This is a genomic window from Streptomyces sp. NBC_00448, from assembly GCF_036014115.1.
In the GTDB taxonomy this organism is placed as follows: Bacteria; Actinomycetota; Actinomycetes; order Streptomycetales; family Streptomycetaceae; genus Actinacidiphila.
Genome location: NZ_CP107913.1, coordinates 2,533,023 through 2,549,655, shown reverse-complemented (window position 1 = coordinate 2,549,655; position 16,633 = coordinate 2,533,023). Strand labels below are relative to the sequence as shown.

Sequence of the window (16,633 nt, the reverse complement as noted above, 5' to 3'; positions counted from 1 at the left end):
GTGGGAGCGATTGTCGGCCGCAGGTGGCAGGCTTGTCCCGTGACTGTTTTCTCGTCGGTTGACGCACACATTGACGCTCTGGTCCCCTCCTGGCTCACCCTGCCCGAGGTCGCGGAGCGTCTCGGCCTCGAAGTGACCCGGATGCGACCGCTGATCAAGGAAGGGCAGCTCATCGCGGTTCGCCGCGGGGAGAACAAGGTCCTGATGGTGCCGAGCGACTTCATCGGAGACGGAAAGATCGTCAAGGGGCTGCCCGGCACGTTGACGCTGCTGAAGGACGACGGGTTCACGGACGACGAGGCCCTCGAGTGGCTCTTCACGCCCGACCCGACCCTGCCCGGCACCCCCGCCAACGCGCTGCGCGAGAATCGCGGGACCGAGGTGAAGCGCCGCGCGCAGGCGCTCGCCGTGTAGCCCGCGCCCGCCGCGGGCCGCCGCCGCGCCCGTACCGCACCCGCGTACGTGCGCGGCGGCGGCCCGCCCGGGGCGCATCGACCCCGGGAGCCCGCGATGCCCACTCCAGCTGCGTCCGCCCGCCTCGCCGACGCGCGGCTCTACCTGTGCACGGACGCGCGTACCGCCCGCGGCGACCTCGCCGAGTTCGCCGACGCGGCGCTGCGCGGCGGCGTCGACATCATCCAGCTCCGGGACAAGGGCATCGAGGCCCGCCAGGAGCTGGCCGCGCTCGACGTACTCGCCGACGCGTGCCGCCGGCACGGCAAGCTGCTCGCGGTCAACGACCGGGCCGACGTCGCGCACGCGGCCGGCGCCGACGTGCTGCACCTGGGGCAGGACGACCTGCCGGTGCCCGCCGCCCGCGCCCTGCTCGGCCCTGACGTGCTGATCGGCCGGTCCTGCCACGCCGAGGCCGAGGTGGACGCCGCGGCGGTCGAGCCCGGCGCGGACTACTTCTGCACCGGGCCGGTGTGGCCGACCCCCACGAAGCCGGGACGCCCGGCTCCCGGGCTCTCCCTCGTCCGCCACGCCGCCGCCCTCGGCACGGAACGGCCCTGGTTCGCGATCGGCGGGATCGATCTCACGAACCTCCCCGCCGTGCTCGACGCCGGCGCCCGCCGGATCGTCGTCGTCCGCGCGATCACCGAAGCCCCCGACCCCTACCAAGCCGCTTCCGCCCTGACCCGATCCCTCCGCTGCGCGGTGCCCCACTGACCCACCCGGGCCCCCTCCCGGAAGACGTCCACCCTCCAGGGGCGCGGGGTGCCGTCGCGGAGCGCGTCACCCACTCAGGGGCGCGGGGAACTGCGCGCGCAACCATGTTCCGGCCGGTGGTCCGGACACGACAGCAACTGCCCCTTCGGTCCGGTGCGACCCGCGCCACCATCGCGGCTCGCGCCCCTGCGGGGTGAACGCCTCCCGCAGCAGCGGGTCCGCCCGGGGAGGGCAGGGCACCCTTGTCCGAGGGCCACGGGTCCACCCGGGAGTGGCCGCGAGCACTAACGTGTGGCGACCGCCACACGTTAGCCTGCTTGCATGGCCCTGGGGACTTCATCCACACGCACGGACCGCGCGATCACGATCCGTGAACTGCTCGCGTCCGGTCAGCGCTCGTACTCGTTCGAGTTCGCCGCGCCGCGGACCGAGAAGGGCGAGCGGACGCTGTGGAGGGCGATCCGGCGGATCGAGGCGGTGCGCCCGACCTTCGTGTCGGTCACCTACGGCGCCGGCGGCTCCTCGCGGGAGGGCACCGTGCGGGCCACCGACCGGATCGTCTCGGACACCACGCTCACCCCGTGCGCCCACCTGACCGCGGTGAACCACTCGGTCGCCGAACTCCGCAACATCATCGGGCAGTACGCGGACGCGGGCATCCGCAACATCCTCGCGGTGCGCGGCGACCCGCCCGGCGACCCGATGGGCGAGTGGGTGCCGCACCCGCAGGGGCTGACGTACGCGGCCGAACTGGTGCGGCTGGTCAAGGAGTCGGGGGACTTCTGCGTCGGGGTCGCGGCGTTCACCGAGATGCACCCGCGCTCGACCGACCCGGCCGAGGACACCCGGCACTTCCTCGACAAGTGCCGGGCCGGCGCCGACTTCGCGATCACCCAGATGTTCTTCGACGCGGACGCGTATCTGCGGCTGCGGGACCGGGTGGACCGGGCGGGCTGCACCGTGCCGATCATCCCCGAGGTGATGCCGGTGACCAACGTCCGGCAGATCGAGCGCTTCTCGCAGCTCGGCAACGCGCCCTTCCCCGCCGACCTGGCCGAACGCATCCTCGCGGTGCAGGACGACCCGGCGGCGGTAAGGGAGATCGGCATCGAGTTCACCACCGAGATGTGCCGCCGCCTCATGGCAGAGGACATTCCGGGGCTCCACTTCATTACTCTTAACCACTCCACCGCTTCGCTGGAGATCTACGAGAACCTCGGGCTGCATCGGCGGGCGGCGTGACCCCTAGGTGAGGAAGTGGGCACATGGGCTACTCGGTGCTCTACATCGCGTTCGGCATCGTCGCGCTGTGGCTGCTGGGCGAAGTGCTGTTGCAGTACAAGGCCCGGCTGCGCTGGCGGGTGCTCGCCTTCGCGGGGTTCCTCGGCCTGGTCATCGGGGTCGCCGACCGCAGTGTGGTGCTCATCGTGCTGGGCGCGCTCGCCTTCGGCACCGGGCAGAGCCAGGTCACGCTCTCCTACAAGCGGGGCTTCTCCACGGGCTGGGCGATAGGCGGCCGCCCCGGCTCCAGCCGGCGCCGCAGGGCCGCGGGCGCCCGCCCGGCCGAACCGGTGCTGGAGGTCGGCCCGATCGAGGCCGACCAGGCGGCCGGCCCGGACCCCGCCCAACAGCCGCTTCCGGCTGAGGAGTTGGCGGGCGTGGGCGCCAACGCGACGGCGGTGCACGACTTCTCGGTCCCGTCGGGCGACGCGCAGGTCCAGGGCGGGTACGGCGCCGAGCAGGCGGTGTACCAGCCGATGCCGATGCAGGACGACAGCGGCGAATACCCGCTCTACGACGGCCAGTCGACGTACACCCCCGACCCGTACACCAGCGGCGGCTACGAGGGATACGGCGCGCAGGGCTACCAGAGCTGGACCGGCTACGAGCAGCAGCAGCCGGCCTGGGACCAGGGGCAGGGGCAGGGGCAGGGAGAACGGCAGGACCAGGGCCAGGACGGCGACGGCTACCAGGAGCAGCCCGCGCCCGCCGGGGCCTCGTACGGCTACGACCCCGACGACTACGACGTGTTCGGCAACGCGCGCGGCACCGACGGCGGCGGGTACGGCGGGGAGGGCGCCGGGGACTGGCAGTCCCCGCAGCCCTACCCGCAGCAGCCCGCGGCCGACACGTACGGCGGCTACGGCTACGACCAGCAGGCGTACGGCCGGCAGCAGCCGTACATCCCGCAGCAGCAGAACCAGCCGCCGTACGAGCAGCAGCAGGAGTACGCGGACCCGTACGACCCGTACCGCTACTGAGCGCCGGTCCGCCGCCCACAGCCGACGGTCGACCCTCAACCGTCGGGCGAGCCAACCGGACTTCGGCTAGCGGCCGTTGAGCAGGGACGGCAGCCGGGCCGCGGACAGGCCCAGGCCAGCCGGGGTGCGCCAGGGCTGCCCGGGCCGGGGCACCGTGGCCGCGAGGTGCGGGTAGTGCTTGAGCAGCGACTCCTCCGTGTACCGGGCGCAGCCCTCGTGCCAGGTGAGGATGCCCGCCATCCAGTCCCGCAACTCCTGGGCGTAGTCGAGCAGTACTCCGCGTGCCGTCTCGTCGAGGTCGAACTCCTCGAAGAGCGTGGGCAGTTGGGTCTCGGTGATGTGCTGGAACTCCGCCATCCGGGCGGCCATCAGGTCCCCGACGATGTCCATCGCCTCCTGCGGCCCGCAGTCCAGGAAGTTCTGCACCACCAGCACCGCGTTGTGGATCTCGCCCTCGAACTCGATCTCCTTGCGGTACGAGAACACGTCGTTGAGCAGGCAGGCGAAGTCCTGGGCGGCGACCTCCATGCCGCGCACCGGCCGGGAGCGGTAGATCTCGTCGGGCAGCGCGTCGCCGTGGCCGATCCGGGACAGGCTCATCGTCAGGTCCGAGCCGAACGTCTTGCGGCGCATCTCGATGTAGTCCACCGGGTCGGGCACCCGGTTGAGCTTCTGGTTGGCCAGCTCCCACAGCCAGCTCTCGCACATGTCCTCGATCGCGGCGCGGAACCGCTGCCGCGCCGGCGGCGCCATCGGGCCCGCGGTGCGCTGCCACAGGTCCGCCAGCGAACGTTCCAGCGCCGTCAGCGGCGGCGGCACCGCGCCCGCGTCCAGCGGCATGAACAGCTTGAACCGATCGGTGGTGATCCGGGCCGCCGCCATGTCGCCGGCCCGGCCGAAGACGATCGGGTAGTAGTCGTCGCCGTAGGTGCCCCAGGCCAGCCAGTCCGTGGTGAGGTCCAACTCGTCCTGGGAGGCGGCCGGATGGATGCCCGCGGCGCACAGTGCGAAGTCGTACCCGGCGAGCTTCTCCTCGTTCCACAGCCCGCCCGGCACCGGGAAGCCGGGCTCGGCGTCCAGCAGGCCCATGCGCCGGCCCCATGCCAGGTTGTGTGCGCGGGAGGCGTCCAGGTGCGGGCTGAGCGTCGTCTCGAACGGCATCGGGACCGTCGCCCGCCGCACCCAGCCGACCTGTTGGAACGGCGCGTGGCCGTAGGCGCGGGCCCGCTGCGGCAGCGTCGCGGCCAGCGAGCCGGCGATCTGCGCGGCCGACGTGCCGATCCCGGTCGGCCCGCCGAGCACGCCCACCGCCCGCGCCTCGTCGCTCGCGCCGTTCATGTAGCGGCTGGAGCGCATGTGCCACTCGTGGCCGCCGGACTGCCAGTCCTGCAGCCCCTTCACGTAGGCGAAGACGCCCAGCCGCTGCGCCGGGTCCAGCCCGAACTCGTCGAAGAGCGGCTCCACTTCGGTGAACGCGGTGTGCTCGAACTGCTGGAGCCGCGAGGTCAGCAGGTCGTTCACCGTGTCGGCGGCCTCCTGCGGGGTCTGGTCGAGGAACCGTTCCAGCACCAGTACGGCGTTGGACAGTTCGCCCTCGTCCTCGATCTCGCGCTGGTACGAGAACAGGTCGTTGCGCAGGTGCACGCTGTCGGCGAAGCAGTCGCGCAGCACCCGCATCGGGCGGCTCGCCGCGATCGCGTCGGGCACCTCGGCGCCCGCCGCGTGCTCGATCAGGTTCGCCGACCACGGCGCGCCGCCGACCTTGCGGCGCATCTCGATGTACTCGATCGGGTTCGACACCCGCCCGGTGCTGATGTTGGACAGCTCCCAGAGCGACTCCTCCAGCAGGTGCCGGGTGCTCTCGTGGAACCGCCGCCGGTACCCTTCCGACATCTGCGGCACCGTCCGCCGCCACAGGTCGGCCAGGCCCGCCTCCACCTGGTTCGTCGGCTCGGGGACCTCCTGCGCGAGGTCCACCGGCATGAAGGCCGGCAGCCGGTCCAGATACGCCTTCGCGCCCGCCATGTCCGGGGTGCGCTTGAAGATGTCGAGGAAGTGGTCGTCGAAGAAGAACACCCACACGTACCAGTCGGTCACCAGGTCCAACTCCGGCCCCGAGGCGTCCGGGTGGGTGTACGCGCACAGCAGGGCGTAGTCGTGCGAGTCGAAGTCCGATTCGGCCCAGATGCCCGAGCCCTCGATCATCGTCATCTCCCGGGCCCACTCCTTCGAGTGCTCCCGGGCGCGTTCGAGGTGCGGGTTCAGCCGCGCCGGGTACGGCACGTAGAACTTGGGCAGTTCGAAGGGCTGCGGCATCTCCGTTAAGACCTTCCGCTCAACTGATCACCTGTACAGCCCCTCACGCTAGGTCGGCCCCACCCGGTGCCGTGAGCCGGTAACGCCCTTTTCCGCCCGATGGGTTGAATTCGCCCCCGCGGGGGTTAACGATCTTGTTCCCGGGCTCGCGGCGGAAGGTGGGGCGCCCCGGGCGCGTACTCCGGAGGCGGAGCGGAGGTCAGCGGCTGCCGCCCGGGCCGCCGGCGACGAGGTCGGCGACGATCGCCGCGGACATGCCCGCGTGCGGGAGCCCGCCGCCCGGGTGGGCCCAACCCCCGAGGAAGTAGAGCCCGTTGAACGCCGTCTGGTTGGGCGGGCGGAAGAGGGCGCCGCCGGCTCCGGGGAGTGTGGGAACCGGCACCGAACCGCCCGCCGCCCCCGTCTCCCGCTCCACGTCCCGCGGGGTGCGGACCTCGCGCCACAACTCCCGCTCCCGCAGGCCGGGAACGGCCCGCTCCGCCACCTCCAGCATCCGCTCGGCGAACGCGTCCACGAAGTCCCCGCCGGACCAGTCCACCCCGGAGCCGGAGGCGGAGCCCGAGTGGGAACCGGAGTTGGTGCGCCCGGCGGTGTGCCGCGGCACCGTGGCCGTCACGGTGACCGCCTCGTGCCCGTCGTCCGGCCGCGTCGCCGGGTCGTCCGGTCGCAGCACGGTGACCGTCAGCGCCCCCGGCGCCGGCACCTCGGCCCGCACGTGCCCGAACACCCAGTCCAGCGCGGCCCCCCGGTCTGCGGCGTGCACGACCGTACGGTGCGCCGCACCGGCCGGGCGCGAGCCGCGCAGCGCCACGTGCACCGTGCAGCGCCCTGGCTCGTCCCGCGCCCCGGCGAGCGGCCGCAGGTCCTTCCCGCCCGACGGGAGGGTCTCCTGCGGGAGGCAGGGCACCGGCACGGACGCGGCCACCACGTCGGCGGCCCCGGTCGAGTGGTCGGTGAACCGGAGCCCGCGCACCCGGCCGTCGTGCACCTCCACGCCCATCACCTCGGCGCCGAACCGGAACTCCACCTTCCGGGCTCGGCAGCGGGCGTACAGCGCGTCCGCGAGCGCCCGCATCCCGCCGCGGACGTACCAGACGCCGAACGACTGCTCCAGGTACGGCAGTACGGCCGCCGCCGCGGGCGCCGTACGCGGGTCGAGCCCATTGCCCAGGGCGTACCACTCCAGCAGCGCGGCCGGGCGCGGATCACCGCCGAGCTCGTCCGCGGCCACGTCGGCCAGGTGCGGCGGGCGCCGCAGCAGGCCCTTGCGCCGGGCCGGGTACGGGTCCTTGGACAGCGGCTTCGGGTCCCCGATCGGCTCCTCCAGCAGCGGCCTGCGGACGCCCTCCCACACCTGCCGCGCCCTCACCAGCACCTCGCTCCAGCGCTCGCCGCTGCCCGGGCCGAACGCGCCGTCCAGCGCCTCGATCACCCCCGAGCGGGAGGCGTTCGGCAGCGACACGTCGGTGCCGTCCGCGAAGACGTGGCGGCCGGCCGGGTCGGTCTGCACCAGCTCGACGCTGTCCTCCAGGCTCTCCCGGCCGGTCTTCACGAACAGGTCGCGGTAGACCGCGGGGAGCTGGAGCAGGCCCGGGCCGGTGTCGAACGCGAAGCCGTCCCGGGCGAAGGCGCCCACGCCTCCGCCGTACGTCTCCCCGCGTTCGTACACCACGACGTCGTGTCCGCCCGTCGCGAGCCGCGCCGCCGCCGCCATCCCGGCCATCCCGGCGCCCACCACCGCAATCCGTCCCATGCGCCGAGCGTATCCACGCCGTGGGTTCAGCGATCCGCCCGGGTTGCCCGGCCCCTGCCCGTGCCCGGACCTTGCGGTGGGTGGGCGGTTGCTCGCGGCGTTCCCCGCGCCCCTGGATTTCGCTCGGCTTTTCCGGTGTGCGGCTCCGCCGGCCCTGCCCGCCGCCGTGGGTTGTCGGATCTTCCCCGGGTGGGGGCTGGTCGCGCAGTTCCCCGCGCCCCTGGGAGGTGTGCGGCCACTTACGGGGTGGGCCGACCCGGTGCGCGGCCACTTTTCCCGCGGCGAACAACCAGCCCACCAGGGGCGCGGGGAACCGCGCGACCAGCCCTCAACCCACAGAAGATCCGGCAAACATCCGCAGCAGCAGCCCGGACGGCGGTCCAGCCCGCCAAACCCCGAGCGAAGCAAGCACACCCGGGCACCCCGAAGGAAGCGAGCTTCTTTTCGCGGAGGAGCCGAGCACTCCCAGGGGCGCTGGGGGTACTCCCCCTGGCTCCGCCGGGGGCACCCCCACCCAGGCGAAGCTCTGGGGGAGGAACGCCGCGACCAGCCATAAGTGGACGTATGGTCCCGGGACGGGGGAAAGGGGCAAGGACGGAGGGGCCTACCTAGGTAGGGGGATGAGTAGCTGTACGGATGGCGAGGCGCGGCGCAGCCGGAAGAGTAGGGGGTGCGGAAGGGGCGCGGCCCGGACCCGCCGACACGGGGCGGCGGAAACGAGCACGCGGGCACCGACCGCAACGGGGGATGGCCCGCGGATCACCGAGCACAGCGGTGGGCCGCGGCGCCGCCCACCCGCCCCTGGAGCAGCCGCGACAGCGCCTCGTGGACGTCGTCGAGGCTGCGCTCGGGCTGGAACGCCTGCCAGTCGAGCGCGGCGACCAGCACCATCCCGAAGAGCGCCGACGCGGTCAGCGGCACATCGATCTCGCCACTCACCTCGCCGCGTTCCATCGCCTCCCCGAGCACCTTCTCGACCACGGCGACCGCTTCCTGCCGGACGGTCATGAGCGTGTCCTGCCAGGTGCGGTTGGTCCGCCACAGTTCCGCGACGTACAGCTGCGTGAAGGACGGGTAGCGGGCGATGAAGGCGAGCCCCGAGCGGATCATCGCGTCCAGCGCGTCGACCCGGCTGCCGCCGCGCGCCACCGTCTCGTCCGCGGCCCGCCGCAACGACACCGTCAGCAACCCGACGCCGTGCCGCAGCAGCTCCTCGAACAGGACGTTCTTGCTGGCGAAGTTGTAGTAGACGGTCCCCTTGGCGACCCCGGCGCGCTCGGCGATCTCGTCGACCGTGGTGGCGGAGAAGCCCTGCTCGGCGATGAGGGTGACGGCGGCCTCGAACAGCTTCTGCCGGGTGGCCTGGCGTCGTGCGGTGGTCATGGCCCTGATTCTGCCCGCACCGTGACCGCCGTGTTTCCACCGCATCACGCCGGCGTGGCCCGGGATACGCGCGTAGCACGTGGGGTTCGCGCAGGTCAGAGCCGATTGTCAGTGGTGGCGTCGATGATGGGAAGCCGATGAGGAAGCAACGGAGACCAGGAGGTTCGCCATGGCCGTTCCCGCGATGCCGTTCGTGCCGCCGACCCCGCCCGTGCCCGCGCTGTCCGCGACACCCGGGGGCTTCGGCGCCCCGGCCGGTCCAGGCGCTCCCGCCGACGTCCACCCCGTGCTGCGCCGCGCCGCCGCGTCCCCCGGCGCGCTCGACCTGCTCACCCAGGCACACATCGGACTTCAGGAAGCCGCTCTCCTCGAACCCCCGCACGAGCGGTACGCGACGGCCCACCTGGCCGCGCTGCGCACCGCCGCCGCCGTGCTCGCGGTGCGCGGCCGCCCCGAGCCCAATCCCCGCAAGCGCGGCCGCATCCGCAGCGTGTGGGAGGTGCTGCCCGAGGTCGCGCCCGAACTGGCCGAGTGGAGCGCCCTGTTCGCGGCCGGCGCCGAGCGCCGGGCGCGGGCCGACGCGGGCATAGCCGGCGCCGCCGGCCCGCGCGACGCCGACGACCTGCTGCGCTCCGCCGCCATGTTCCTGCGCCTGGTGGAACGCATGCTTCTGCTCCGGCCCGCGCCCGGCGGCACACCTTAGAGTTGGGGGTGCGACGGCCGACGCCGTCGGTCACCGCAGCCAGCACCACCGCGAGGAGAGCCGCCCGCCATGTCCCGTGCAGGGTCCCGTCCAGGAGGGGTGGACCCGATCCGACCCCGTGCCAGCCTTCGTACCGCCGTGGTGTGGGAGGTGCTCCAGGGCGCCCTGGAGCGGCGCGCCAAGTCCTCGGACCGGCCGGCGCTCGACGTCCTCGACACCGGCGGCGGCACCGGCAACTTCGCGGTGCCCGTCGCCCGGCTCGGCCACCGCGTCACCGTCGTCGACCCGAGCCCGGACGCGCTGTTCGCCCTGGAGCGGCGGGCGGCCGAGGCCGGCGTCACCGACCGGGTCACCGGCGTCCAGGGCGACGTCCACGGCCTGCTCGGCGTGATCCGCCCCGGCGGATACGACATGGTGCTCTGCCACGGCGTGCTGGAGTACGTCGACGACCCCGCCGAAGGCGTGCGGAACGTGGTGGAGGCCCTCCGCCCGGCCGGCTCGCTGAGCCTGCTCGCCGCCGGGCGCGGCGGCGCCGTGCTGGCCCGTGCGCTCGCCGGGCACTTCGGCGAGGCCCAGCAGGCGCTCCTTGACCCGGACGGCCGATACGGCGCGGCAGACTCCCTGCCCCGCCGCTTCACCGCCGACGACCTGACCCGCCTGGTCACCGACGCGGGACTGCGCACGGCTTCCGTGCACGGTGTACGGGTCTTCGCCGACCTCGTGCCCGGGGTGCTGGTCGACACCGAGCCCGGCGCCGCGGAGGCGCTGCTGCGGCTGGAGCTGGCGGCGGCCGAGGACCCCGGGTTCCACTCCGTCGCCACCCAGCTCCACGTCCTCGCCGAGCGCGACTGACCCGCCCCGCAGGGGTACTCCCGGGCGGAGCCCGGCCGTGGCCCCGGCCCGACCGGGGGCAGACCGCACCGGACCGGGCCGCGGAGTCGGTCACAGGCCCGCCCGCGGCGTCATTCCTCACCGTATGCTGGCATGACGTGACGCTCGGCGGGGAAGAAGTGCCCCGTCGGATTGGCGCAGTGGGGTGGGTTTCACGGAGGGGAATCCCGCCTATCCTGAAAGGGTCGGACCGGTCGCGGCCCCGCGCGACCGACGAGTAGGAGGTCTCCGTGCCGCTCTCGGAGCACGAGCAGCGCATGCTCGAGCAAATGGAGCGAGCGCTGTACGCCGAAGATCCCAAGTTCGCGTCGGCGCTTGAGGGAAACGGAGTGCGCGCGTTCACCCGTCGTCGGGTCTACCTGGCCGTGCTCGGTTTCCTGTGCGGGATCGGGCTGCTCATGGGCGGCATGATCGCGCAACAGTCCTGGATCGGCGTCGTCGGCTTCCTGGTGATGCTGGCGTGTGCGGTGCTCGCGGTCACCGGTTGGCGTCGCGCCAACCGTCCGCCCGAGGCCGGGCCGCCCGGACCTCCCGGGCCCACCGCGGTCCCCGGGCACATCGGTCGCCGCTTCGGGGCCCGCCGGCGCCAGCAGCGCCGCGGCAAGGTCATGGACCGCATCGAGGAGCGGTGGCAGCGCCGCCGCGACCAGCAGCAGGGCCAGTAGCGGCCGGCAACCGCCGGCGCCCCGGCCGCACCTCGGGCGCACCGCTCGCGACCGCAGGGCCCAGGACCGTACGACGTACGACGCGGGACCGTAAGCCGCACCGCGCGGGACCGCACGGCGCATGACGCACCACGCACCACGCACCACCGTACGCACCACGTAAGAAGGGCGCGCCCCCCGGTGGGGGCCGCGCCCTTTCTCACGTCTCCGGTCGGCTCCGGCCTGCGCCCCTACGACGCCTCCCGGGCCGCCCTCCTGCGCAGCGGCGCCGTGAGCCGCTGCCCGGTGGCCCGGGTGCGCGAGGCGAGCGCCGTCCAGCGGGCGGACAGCGCCCATCCGATCCGGGCCGCCGAACGCGGCAGCAGAGCCGCCCGCAGCCGCCCGCGCCGGTTCGTCCCGGCCTTCAGGCCCCGGCGGACGCGCTGGACGTCCTCCGAGAGCCCGGGGACCGGCCGGGGCTGCGCGGCGTAGAGGGTCTGCTCCACGGCCGTGGCGAGCTTGGCGGCGGACTGCGCCGACTCACCCTCCAGGTGGCCGTCCCGCACCAGCCGGGCCATCGCCCGGCGGGGGGTCTCCGAGTCGTCCGGCGGGATGCCGTAGTCCCACCCGGTGTCGACGACCTCCCGCCACGCGGACAGCGCGAGCCCCTCGGGCCGGTCCCCGCCGCCGAGCCGGTGTCTGCGGACCCGCGAGCGCCACGTCAGCGGGGCGGTGAGGAGCAGCAGCACGATCAGCGCGGCCAGCACCACCAGTGCCGCCCGGCCGCCGCCGAAGCCGCCGCCGGAGCCGCTGCTCGCGGGCAGCGCGGCCTGCGAGCAGTCGCTGCCCGATGTCGCGTCGCTCTGGTCGCAGCTCTGCGTCGGAGCGGGCGTGCCGGTCGTGGCGGGCGCCGAGGTGTGCGGCGCGAGGTCCTGCTCGTTGGGGTCGCCGGTGGGGGAGGGGGCCACGGTGTAGTCGGGCGCGCTGCCGCGGTACGGCGTCGGCTCGAACCGGGTCCAGCCGATCCCCTCGAAGTACAGCTCGGGCCAGGCGTGCGCGTCCTTCAGCCCCACCGACATCACCCCGTCGGCGTTGGCCTCGGGCGCGCCGGGGGTGAAGCCGATCGCGACCCGGGCCGGGATGTGCAGGGTGCGGGCCATCGCCGCCATGGTGAAGGCGAAGTGGACGCAGAAGCCCTCCTTCGTCTGCAGGAACCGGGCGATCGCGTCCACCCCGGTGCCCGCCTTGGCCTGCGTGTTGTACACGAACTGGCCGGAGGTGAAGTAGTTCTGGAGGTCGACGGCCTTCTGGTAGTCGCTGGTGGCGCCCCTGGTCTCACGCAGCGCGGTCTGCTTGACGATCGACGGCAGCGAGCCGGGTACCTGCTCGTACTGCTTGGCGATCCGCCCGGTGGCCTCGGGTGCCGCGGCGAGCTGGGCGGCGGTCGGCTCGACCTGCATGCTGGCGACGGTGTAGCGCTGGCCGGCCGCGGTCTGGCCGTGCGCGCCGACGATCATCCGGCCCTCGGGCTGGTACTTCCAGTCGCCCGTGGTCCGCACGCTCGTCGCGGGGAACGGCACCGGCAGCATGCCCTGCACGTAGCTGTCGTCGACCCGCACCTGGGTGGTGGCGGTGGTGTACTTCACGTCCGTCGCCATGCCCTGGGGGCGCGGCAGCGCGTCCGGGAGGGCCTCGGTCGGCAGGTTCGACGGCGACCACTGCGTGCCGTCGAACTTGTCCAGCGCCGCGATCCGCAGATACATGCCCGCGGCGGGTTTGGCGTTGGTGGTGTAGGTGAGCACCTCGCTGTTGCTCGGCTGGTTCAGGTTGTCCTGGAGGGCGGCGATCAGGTTGACCGAGCCGCCGCCGCGGCCGCCGATGCCGCTGCCGCCGCCATGGCCGGAGGCGTCCAGCAGGCCGCCGCCGAGCGAGGGCAGCGCGGCGGGCGCGACCAGCGCGATACCCAGCGCCATCGCCCCGATCCGGCGGGCGCCGCGCACTGGTGTGGGCCTGGCCGGGCCGGCCTGGCCGCCGCCCCAGGCGTTGCGCGGCGGCGGGCTGCTGAACACCCGGCCCCAGCGGGACATCCGGTCCCGGCCCTCGGCGAGCAGCAGCAGGAGGTAGCCGGCCGCGGCCAGCAGGAAGTACAGCCAGGCGGCGCTGCCGCTGTCCAGGCCGGCGGCGACGGAGTACAGCGCGAGCAGCGGCAACCCGGCCGGGGCCGCGCTGTTGTAGGTGACCGCCATCGCGTCGACGGTGAGCGCGACGAGGGTCACGCCGCCGATCAGCAGGATTCTGATGCCGGGGGTCACCGGCGCGGGGATCGAGTAGTTCGAGACGTCGGTGATGCCCTGCTGGACCACCTGGCCCAGCTGCTGGAGGGCCTGCGGGCCCGGCAGCACGCCGCCCAGGGCCTGCTGCGAGGCGAACATCACCGTCAGCACGACCAGCGACAGCACCGCCTGGACCAGCACCGTCAGCGGCCTGGCCAGCGGTATCCGCCGGCACGCCGCGCCCACCGCGGACTGGAAGAGGACCAGCAGGATCGCCTTGGCGAACCACCCGCTGTCGTCGGTCAGCGGCAGCAACGCGGCGGCGGCCAGCAAGGAGGCCACCACCGCGCACACCGTGAGCCGTGCGCGTCCGCTCATCCCGCCGCCCCCGCTCCGCGCGGCGCCTGGTGCGCCTGCGCCGCTTGCGTCTCCTCGCGTGACCGGTAACGGTCCGCCTGCTGCCACAGTTCCGGCAACGCGGCGCCCGGCTGCACCTCCACCACGTTCCATCCCGCCTCGCGCAGCATCCGCACCGCGCGTTCGGTGCTGTCCGGCTCCGCGCCGTCGACGCCGGGCTGCACCGCGGACAGTTCCGGGCCGGGCCTGGCGCCCAGCTCGCGGGCCAGCCAGTCGTCGCTGTCCAGCACGAACGCCACGGCGCCGCCGGCCCGTTGCCGCATCCGCGCGATGGTGGCCGCCTGCTCCTGGTAGAGGTCGCCGAAGAACCCCACCAGCAGGCCCTCGTTGGCCGACCGCAGCACGTCGTACGCGGCCGCCAGGGTGTCGCCGTCGGAGTGGTCGACCACCGCGAGGGTGTCCAGCAGCAGCCCGGCCATGTCGCTGGAGTCGCCGCCGTAGCCGGAGGTGCCCTCGGGGCCCGGCACGCTGCTGCCGGTGTCGGTGAGCAGCCGCACCGCGAAGCCGCGCTCCAGCATGTGGGTGGCCACCGACGCGGCGCCGGACACCGCCCACTCGAAGGCGGAGTCCGGGCCGGCGCCGAAGTAGGCGTCCCTGCGGGTGTCGAGCAGCACGGTGCAGCGCGCCCGGTTCGGCTGCTCCTCACGGCGCACCATCAGCTCGCCGTACTTCGCGGTGGACCGCCAGTGCACCCGGCGCAGGTCGTCGCCGTGCCGGTAGCCGCGCGGGATGACGTCGTCGTCGCCGGCCAGTGACAGCGCGCGGGTGCGGCTCTCGCCGTATCCGGAGGACTCGCCGGCCAGCCGCACCGGCGGCAGCGGCTCGACCTTGGGCACCACGGTGAGGGTGTCGAACGCGCTGAACGAGCGGGTCAGTTCGACCATCCCGAACGGGTCGGTCAGCCGCAGTTGCAGCGGGCCCAGCGGGTAGCGGCCGCGCAGGTCGGAGCGGACCCGGTAGGACACCTCGCGGTGGCCGCCGGGCTCCACCCGGTCCAGCACGAACCGGGGCCGCGGCCCGAGGACGTAGGGCACCCGGTCCTGGAGCATCAGCAGGCCGGTGGGCATCCGCGAGACGTTGTCCACCCGCAGGTGCACCCGCGCCTCGGACATCGCCGGCACCCGGGAGGGCGCCAGCCGCCGGCTGCCGGCCACCCGGTAGCGGGTGCGGTAGAGCACGGCCACGCACACCAGCGGCAGCGCGGCCAGCAGCAGCCCGACCCGCAGCAGGTCGGACTGGCCCAGGACGTACGAACAGGCGGCGGCGGCGACCCCGGCGGCGACGAACGACCGGCCGCGGGTGGTCAGTCCGCCCAGCGCCCGGCGGAAACCGCCGGTCGGCCGCTCGTCGTCGGACGAGGGCCCGACCGGCGGGACGCCCGGGGGCCGGGGGGCCGCGTAGGGCCCGGTCACCTGGGACCCGCCGTACGGCCCGGCGCTGTCCGGTCCGGCGCCGTGCTCTCCGGTGGGGTGCCGTCCCGGAGACCGGTGCCTGGAGCCGTAGGGGGTGTCGCCGTACGGGCCGTCACCGTAGGGTCCGACGCCGTAGGGGCCGTCGCCGTACGGGCCCGCGGACGGTGCCCGCCCCGGTGGGCGGGAGCCCGGCGGGGGTGGCGGGGTGGCGGGCGAACCCATCACAGGCCCCGCGCGTCCGGCGTGCCCTGGGGTCGCCCGCCCGGCCGCTGCGGCCAGGCCCCGGCGCCGTTGCCGGCCGCCGGATCGGGCACCGGCACCCGCTGCACGATCTCGGTCACCACCTGCTCCGGCGTACGCCGGTTGAGCTGCGCCTGCGCGGTCGGCAGCAGCCGGTGCGCGAGGACCGAGGACGCCAGCGCCTGCACGTCGTCCGGCAGGACGTACTCACGGCCGTCCAGGGCCGCGGAGGCGCGGGCGGCCCGCACCAGGTGCAGCGTGGCACGCGGGGAGGCGCCCAGCCGGAGGTCGGGGTGGCTGCGGGTGGCGCCGACGAGGGCGACCGCGTAGCGGCGGATCGGGTCGGCGACGTGCACCTGCCGGACCGCCTCGATCAGCTTCACGATGTCGTGCGCGTGCGCGACCGGTTGGAGGTCGTCCAGCGGGGAGACCCCGCCGTGCACGTCGAGCATCTTCAGCTCCGCCTCCGGGCTCGGGTAGCCGATCGACACCCGGGCGGTGAAACGGTCCCGCTGCGCCTCCGGCAGCGGATAGGTGCCCTCCATCTCCACCGGGTTCTGGGTGGCGATCACCATGAAGGGGCTGGGCAGTTCGTAGGTGGTGCCGTCGACGGTGACCTGGCGCTCCTCCATCGACTCCAGCAGCGCCGACTGCGTCTTCGGCGAGGCGCGGTTGATCTCGTCGCCGACCACGATCTGCGCGAAGATCGCCCCGGGTTTGAACTCGAAGTCCCGCTGCTGCTGGTCGAAGACGCTCACGCCGGTGATGTCCGACGGCAGCAGGTCGGGAGTGAACTGGATACGCCGTACGGAGCAGTCGATCGACCGCGCCAGCGCCTTGGACAGCATGGTCTTGCCCACGCCCGGCACGTCCTCGATCAGCAGATGCCCCTCCGCCAGCAGAACGGTCAGTGCGATGCGTACGACCTCGGGCTTGCCCTCGATCACGTTCTCCACGCTCCGGCGCACCCGCTCCGCGGTCGTGGTCAGATCGCTCAGTTCCGCTCGAGCGTCAAAGGTCGTCACCCGGTACTCCTCGGCCTGTTCCATTGGGGCCCCAGGGTCTCGGTCGTCCCTGGACCGCGGCCCTCCCCGATTGCGCAACGCCCGCCGGAGGCGAGACGTGCCGCACGGTGCATTCTTCCCTTACGGGGAGGGCCGCGTCACTCGC

General features: G+C 73.7%; 13 protein-coding genes. 7 read left to right on the top strand and 6 right to left on the bottom strand.

Features of this window, described 5'->3' with window-relative positions; translation table 11 throughout:
• Window positions 1-39 precede the first annotated feature (39 nt).
• From OG370_RS10815 to OG370_RS10800, 4 genes are all read left to right on the top strand, one after another.
• Complete coding sequence (locus OG370_RS10815) at window positions 40-414, top strand: Rv2175c family DNA-binding protein (protein ID WP_328463004.1); 375 nt, start codon at window positions 40-42, stop codon at window positions 412-414.
• Window positions 415-510: 96 nt separating this feature from the next.
• Window positions 511-1,170 carry a thiamine phosphate synthase gene (thiE, locus tag OG370_RS10810; protein ID WP_328463002.1) on the top strand — a complete coding sequence of 220 codons (660 nt, stop codon included), beginning with the start codon at window positions 511-513 and terminating at the stop codon, window positions 1,168-1,170.
• 321 nt (window positions 1,171-1,491) lie between these two features.
• Window positions 1,492-2,412 carry a methylenetetrahydrofolate reductase [NAD(P)H] gene (gene metF, locus OG370_RS10805; protein ID WP_328463000.1) on the top strand — a complete coding sequence of 307 codons (921 nt, stop codon included), beginning with the start codon at window positions 1,492-1,494 and terminating at the stop codon, window positions 2,410-2,412.
• A gap of 23 nt (window positions 2,413-2,435) precedes the next feature.
• Window positions 2,436-3,431: a hypothetical protein gene (locus tag OG370_RS10800; protein WP_328462998.1), complete on the top strand. Its 996-nt coding sequence runs from the start codon at window positions 2,436-2,438 to the stop codon at window positions 3,429-3,431.
• A 66-nt stretch (window positions 3,432-3,497) separates the two neighbouring features.
• Here the strand turns inward: OG370_RS10800 and OG370_RS10795 are convergent, their stop codons facing one another.
• The 3 genes from OG370_RS10795 to OG370_RS10785 form a co-directional block, all read right to left on the bottom strand.
• Complete coding sequence (locus OG370_RS10795; protein ID WP_328462996.1) at window positions 3,498-5,747, bottom strand: terpene synthase family protein; 2,250 nt, start codon at window positions 5,745-5,747, stop codon at window positions 3,498-3,500.
• A gap of 199 nt (window positions 5,748-5,946) precedes the next feature.
• Complete coding sequence (locus OG370_RS10790; protein WP_328462994.1) at window positions 5,947-7,500, bottom strand: phytoene desaturase family protein; 1,554 nt, start codon at window positions 7,498-7,500, stop codon at window positions 5,947-5,949.
• A 759-nt stretch (window positions 7,501-8,259) separates the two neighbouring features.
• On the bottom strand, window positions 8,260-8,883 hold the full coding sequence (locus OG370_RS10785; RefSeq protein WP_328462992.1) for a TetR/AcrR family transcriptional regulator: 624 nt from the start codon (window positions 8,881-8,883) through the stop codon (window positions 8,260-8,262).
• A gap of 169 nt (window positions 8,884-9,052) precedes the next feature.
• Between OG370_RS10785 and OG370_RS10780 the strand changes: the two genes are divergently transcribed.
• The 3 genes from OG370_RS10780 to OG370_RS10770 all read left to right on the top strand — a co-directional run bounded on the left by OG370_RS10780 (window position 9,053) and on the right by OG370_RS10770 (window position 11,142).
• A complete protein-coding gene (locus OG370_RS10780) occupies window positions 9,053-9,586 on the top strand; it encodes an SAV_6107 family HEPN domain-containing protein (protein WP_443060644.1) in 534 nt (177 codons plus the stop codon).
• Window positions 9,587-9,655: 69 nt separating this feature from the next.
• Entirely contained in the window at window positions 9,656-10,438 is a 783-nt protein-coding gene (locus OG370_RS10775) for a methyltransferase (protein ID WP_328462990.1), read from the top strand.
• A 269-nt stretch (window positions 10,439-10,707) separates the two neighbouring features.
• Window positions 10,708-11,142, top strand: a complete 435-nt coding sequence (locus OG370_RS10770; protein ID WP_328462988.1) for a DUF3040 domain-containing protein — start codon at window positions 10,708-10,710, stop codon at window positions 11,140-11,142.
• 230 nt (window positions 11,143-11,372) lie between these two features.
• On the opposite strand, the gene OG370_RS10765 is transcribed toward OG370_RS10770, so the two are convergent.
• The 3 genes from OG370_RS10765 to OG370_RS10755 form a co-directional block, all read right to left on the bottom strand.
• Window positions 11,373-13,772 carry a transglutaminase TgpA family protein gene (locus OG370_RS10765; RefSeq protein WP_328462985.1) on the bottom strand — a complete coding sequence of 800 codons (2,400 nt, stop codon included), beginning with the start codon at window positions 13,770-13,772 and terminating at the stop codon, window positions 11,373-11,375.
• On the bottom strand, window positions 13,769-15,223 hold the full coding sequence (locus OG370_RS10760; RefSeq protein WP_443060643.1) for a DUF58 domain-containing protein: 1,455 nt from the start codon (window positions 15,221-15,223) through the stop codon (window positions 13,769-13,771). The genes OG370_RS10765 and OG370_RS10760 overlap by 4 nt, the downstream gene beginning before the upstream one ends.
• Window positions 15,224-15,444: 221 nt before the next feature.
• Window positions 15,445-16,488: an AAA family ATPase gene (locus tag OG370_RS10755; protein WP_328462983.1), complete on the bottom strand. Its 1,044-nt coding sequence runs from the start codon at window positions 16,486-16,488 to the stop codon at window positions 15,445-15,447.
• Window positions 16,489-16,633: the final 145 nt, after the last annotated feature.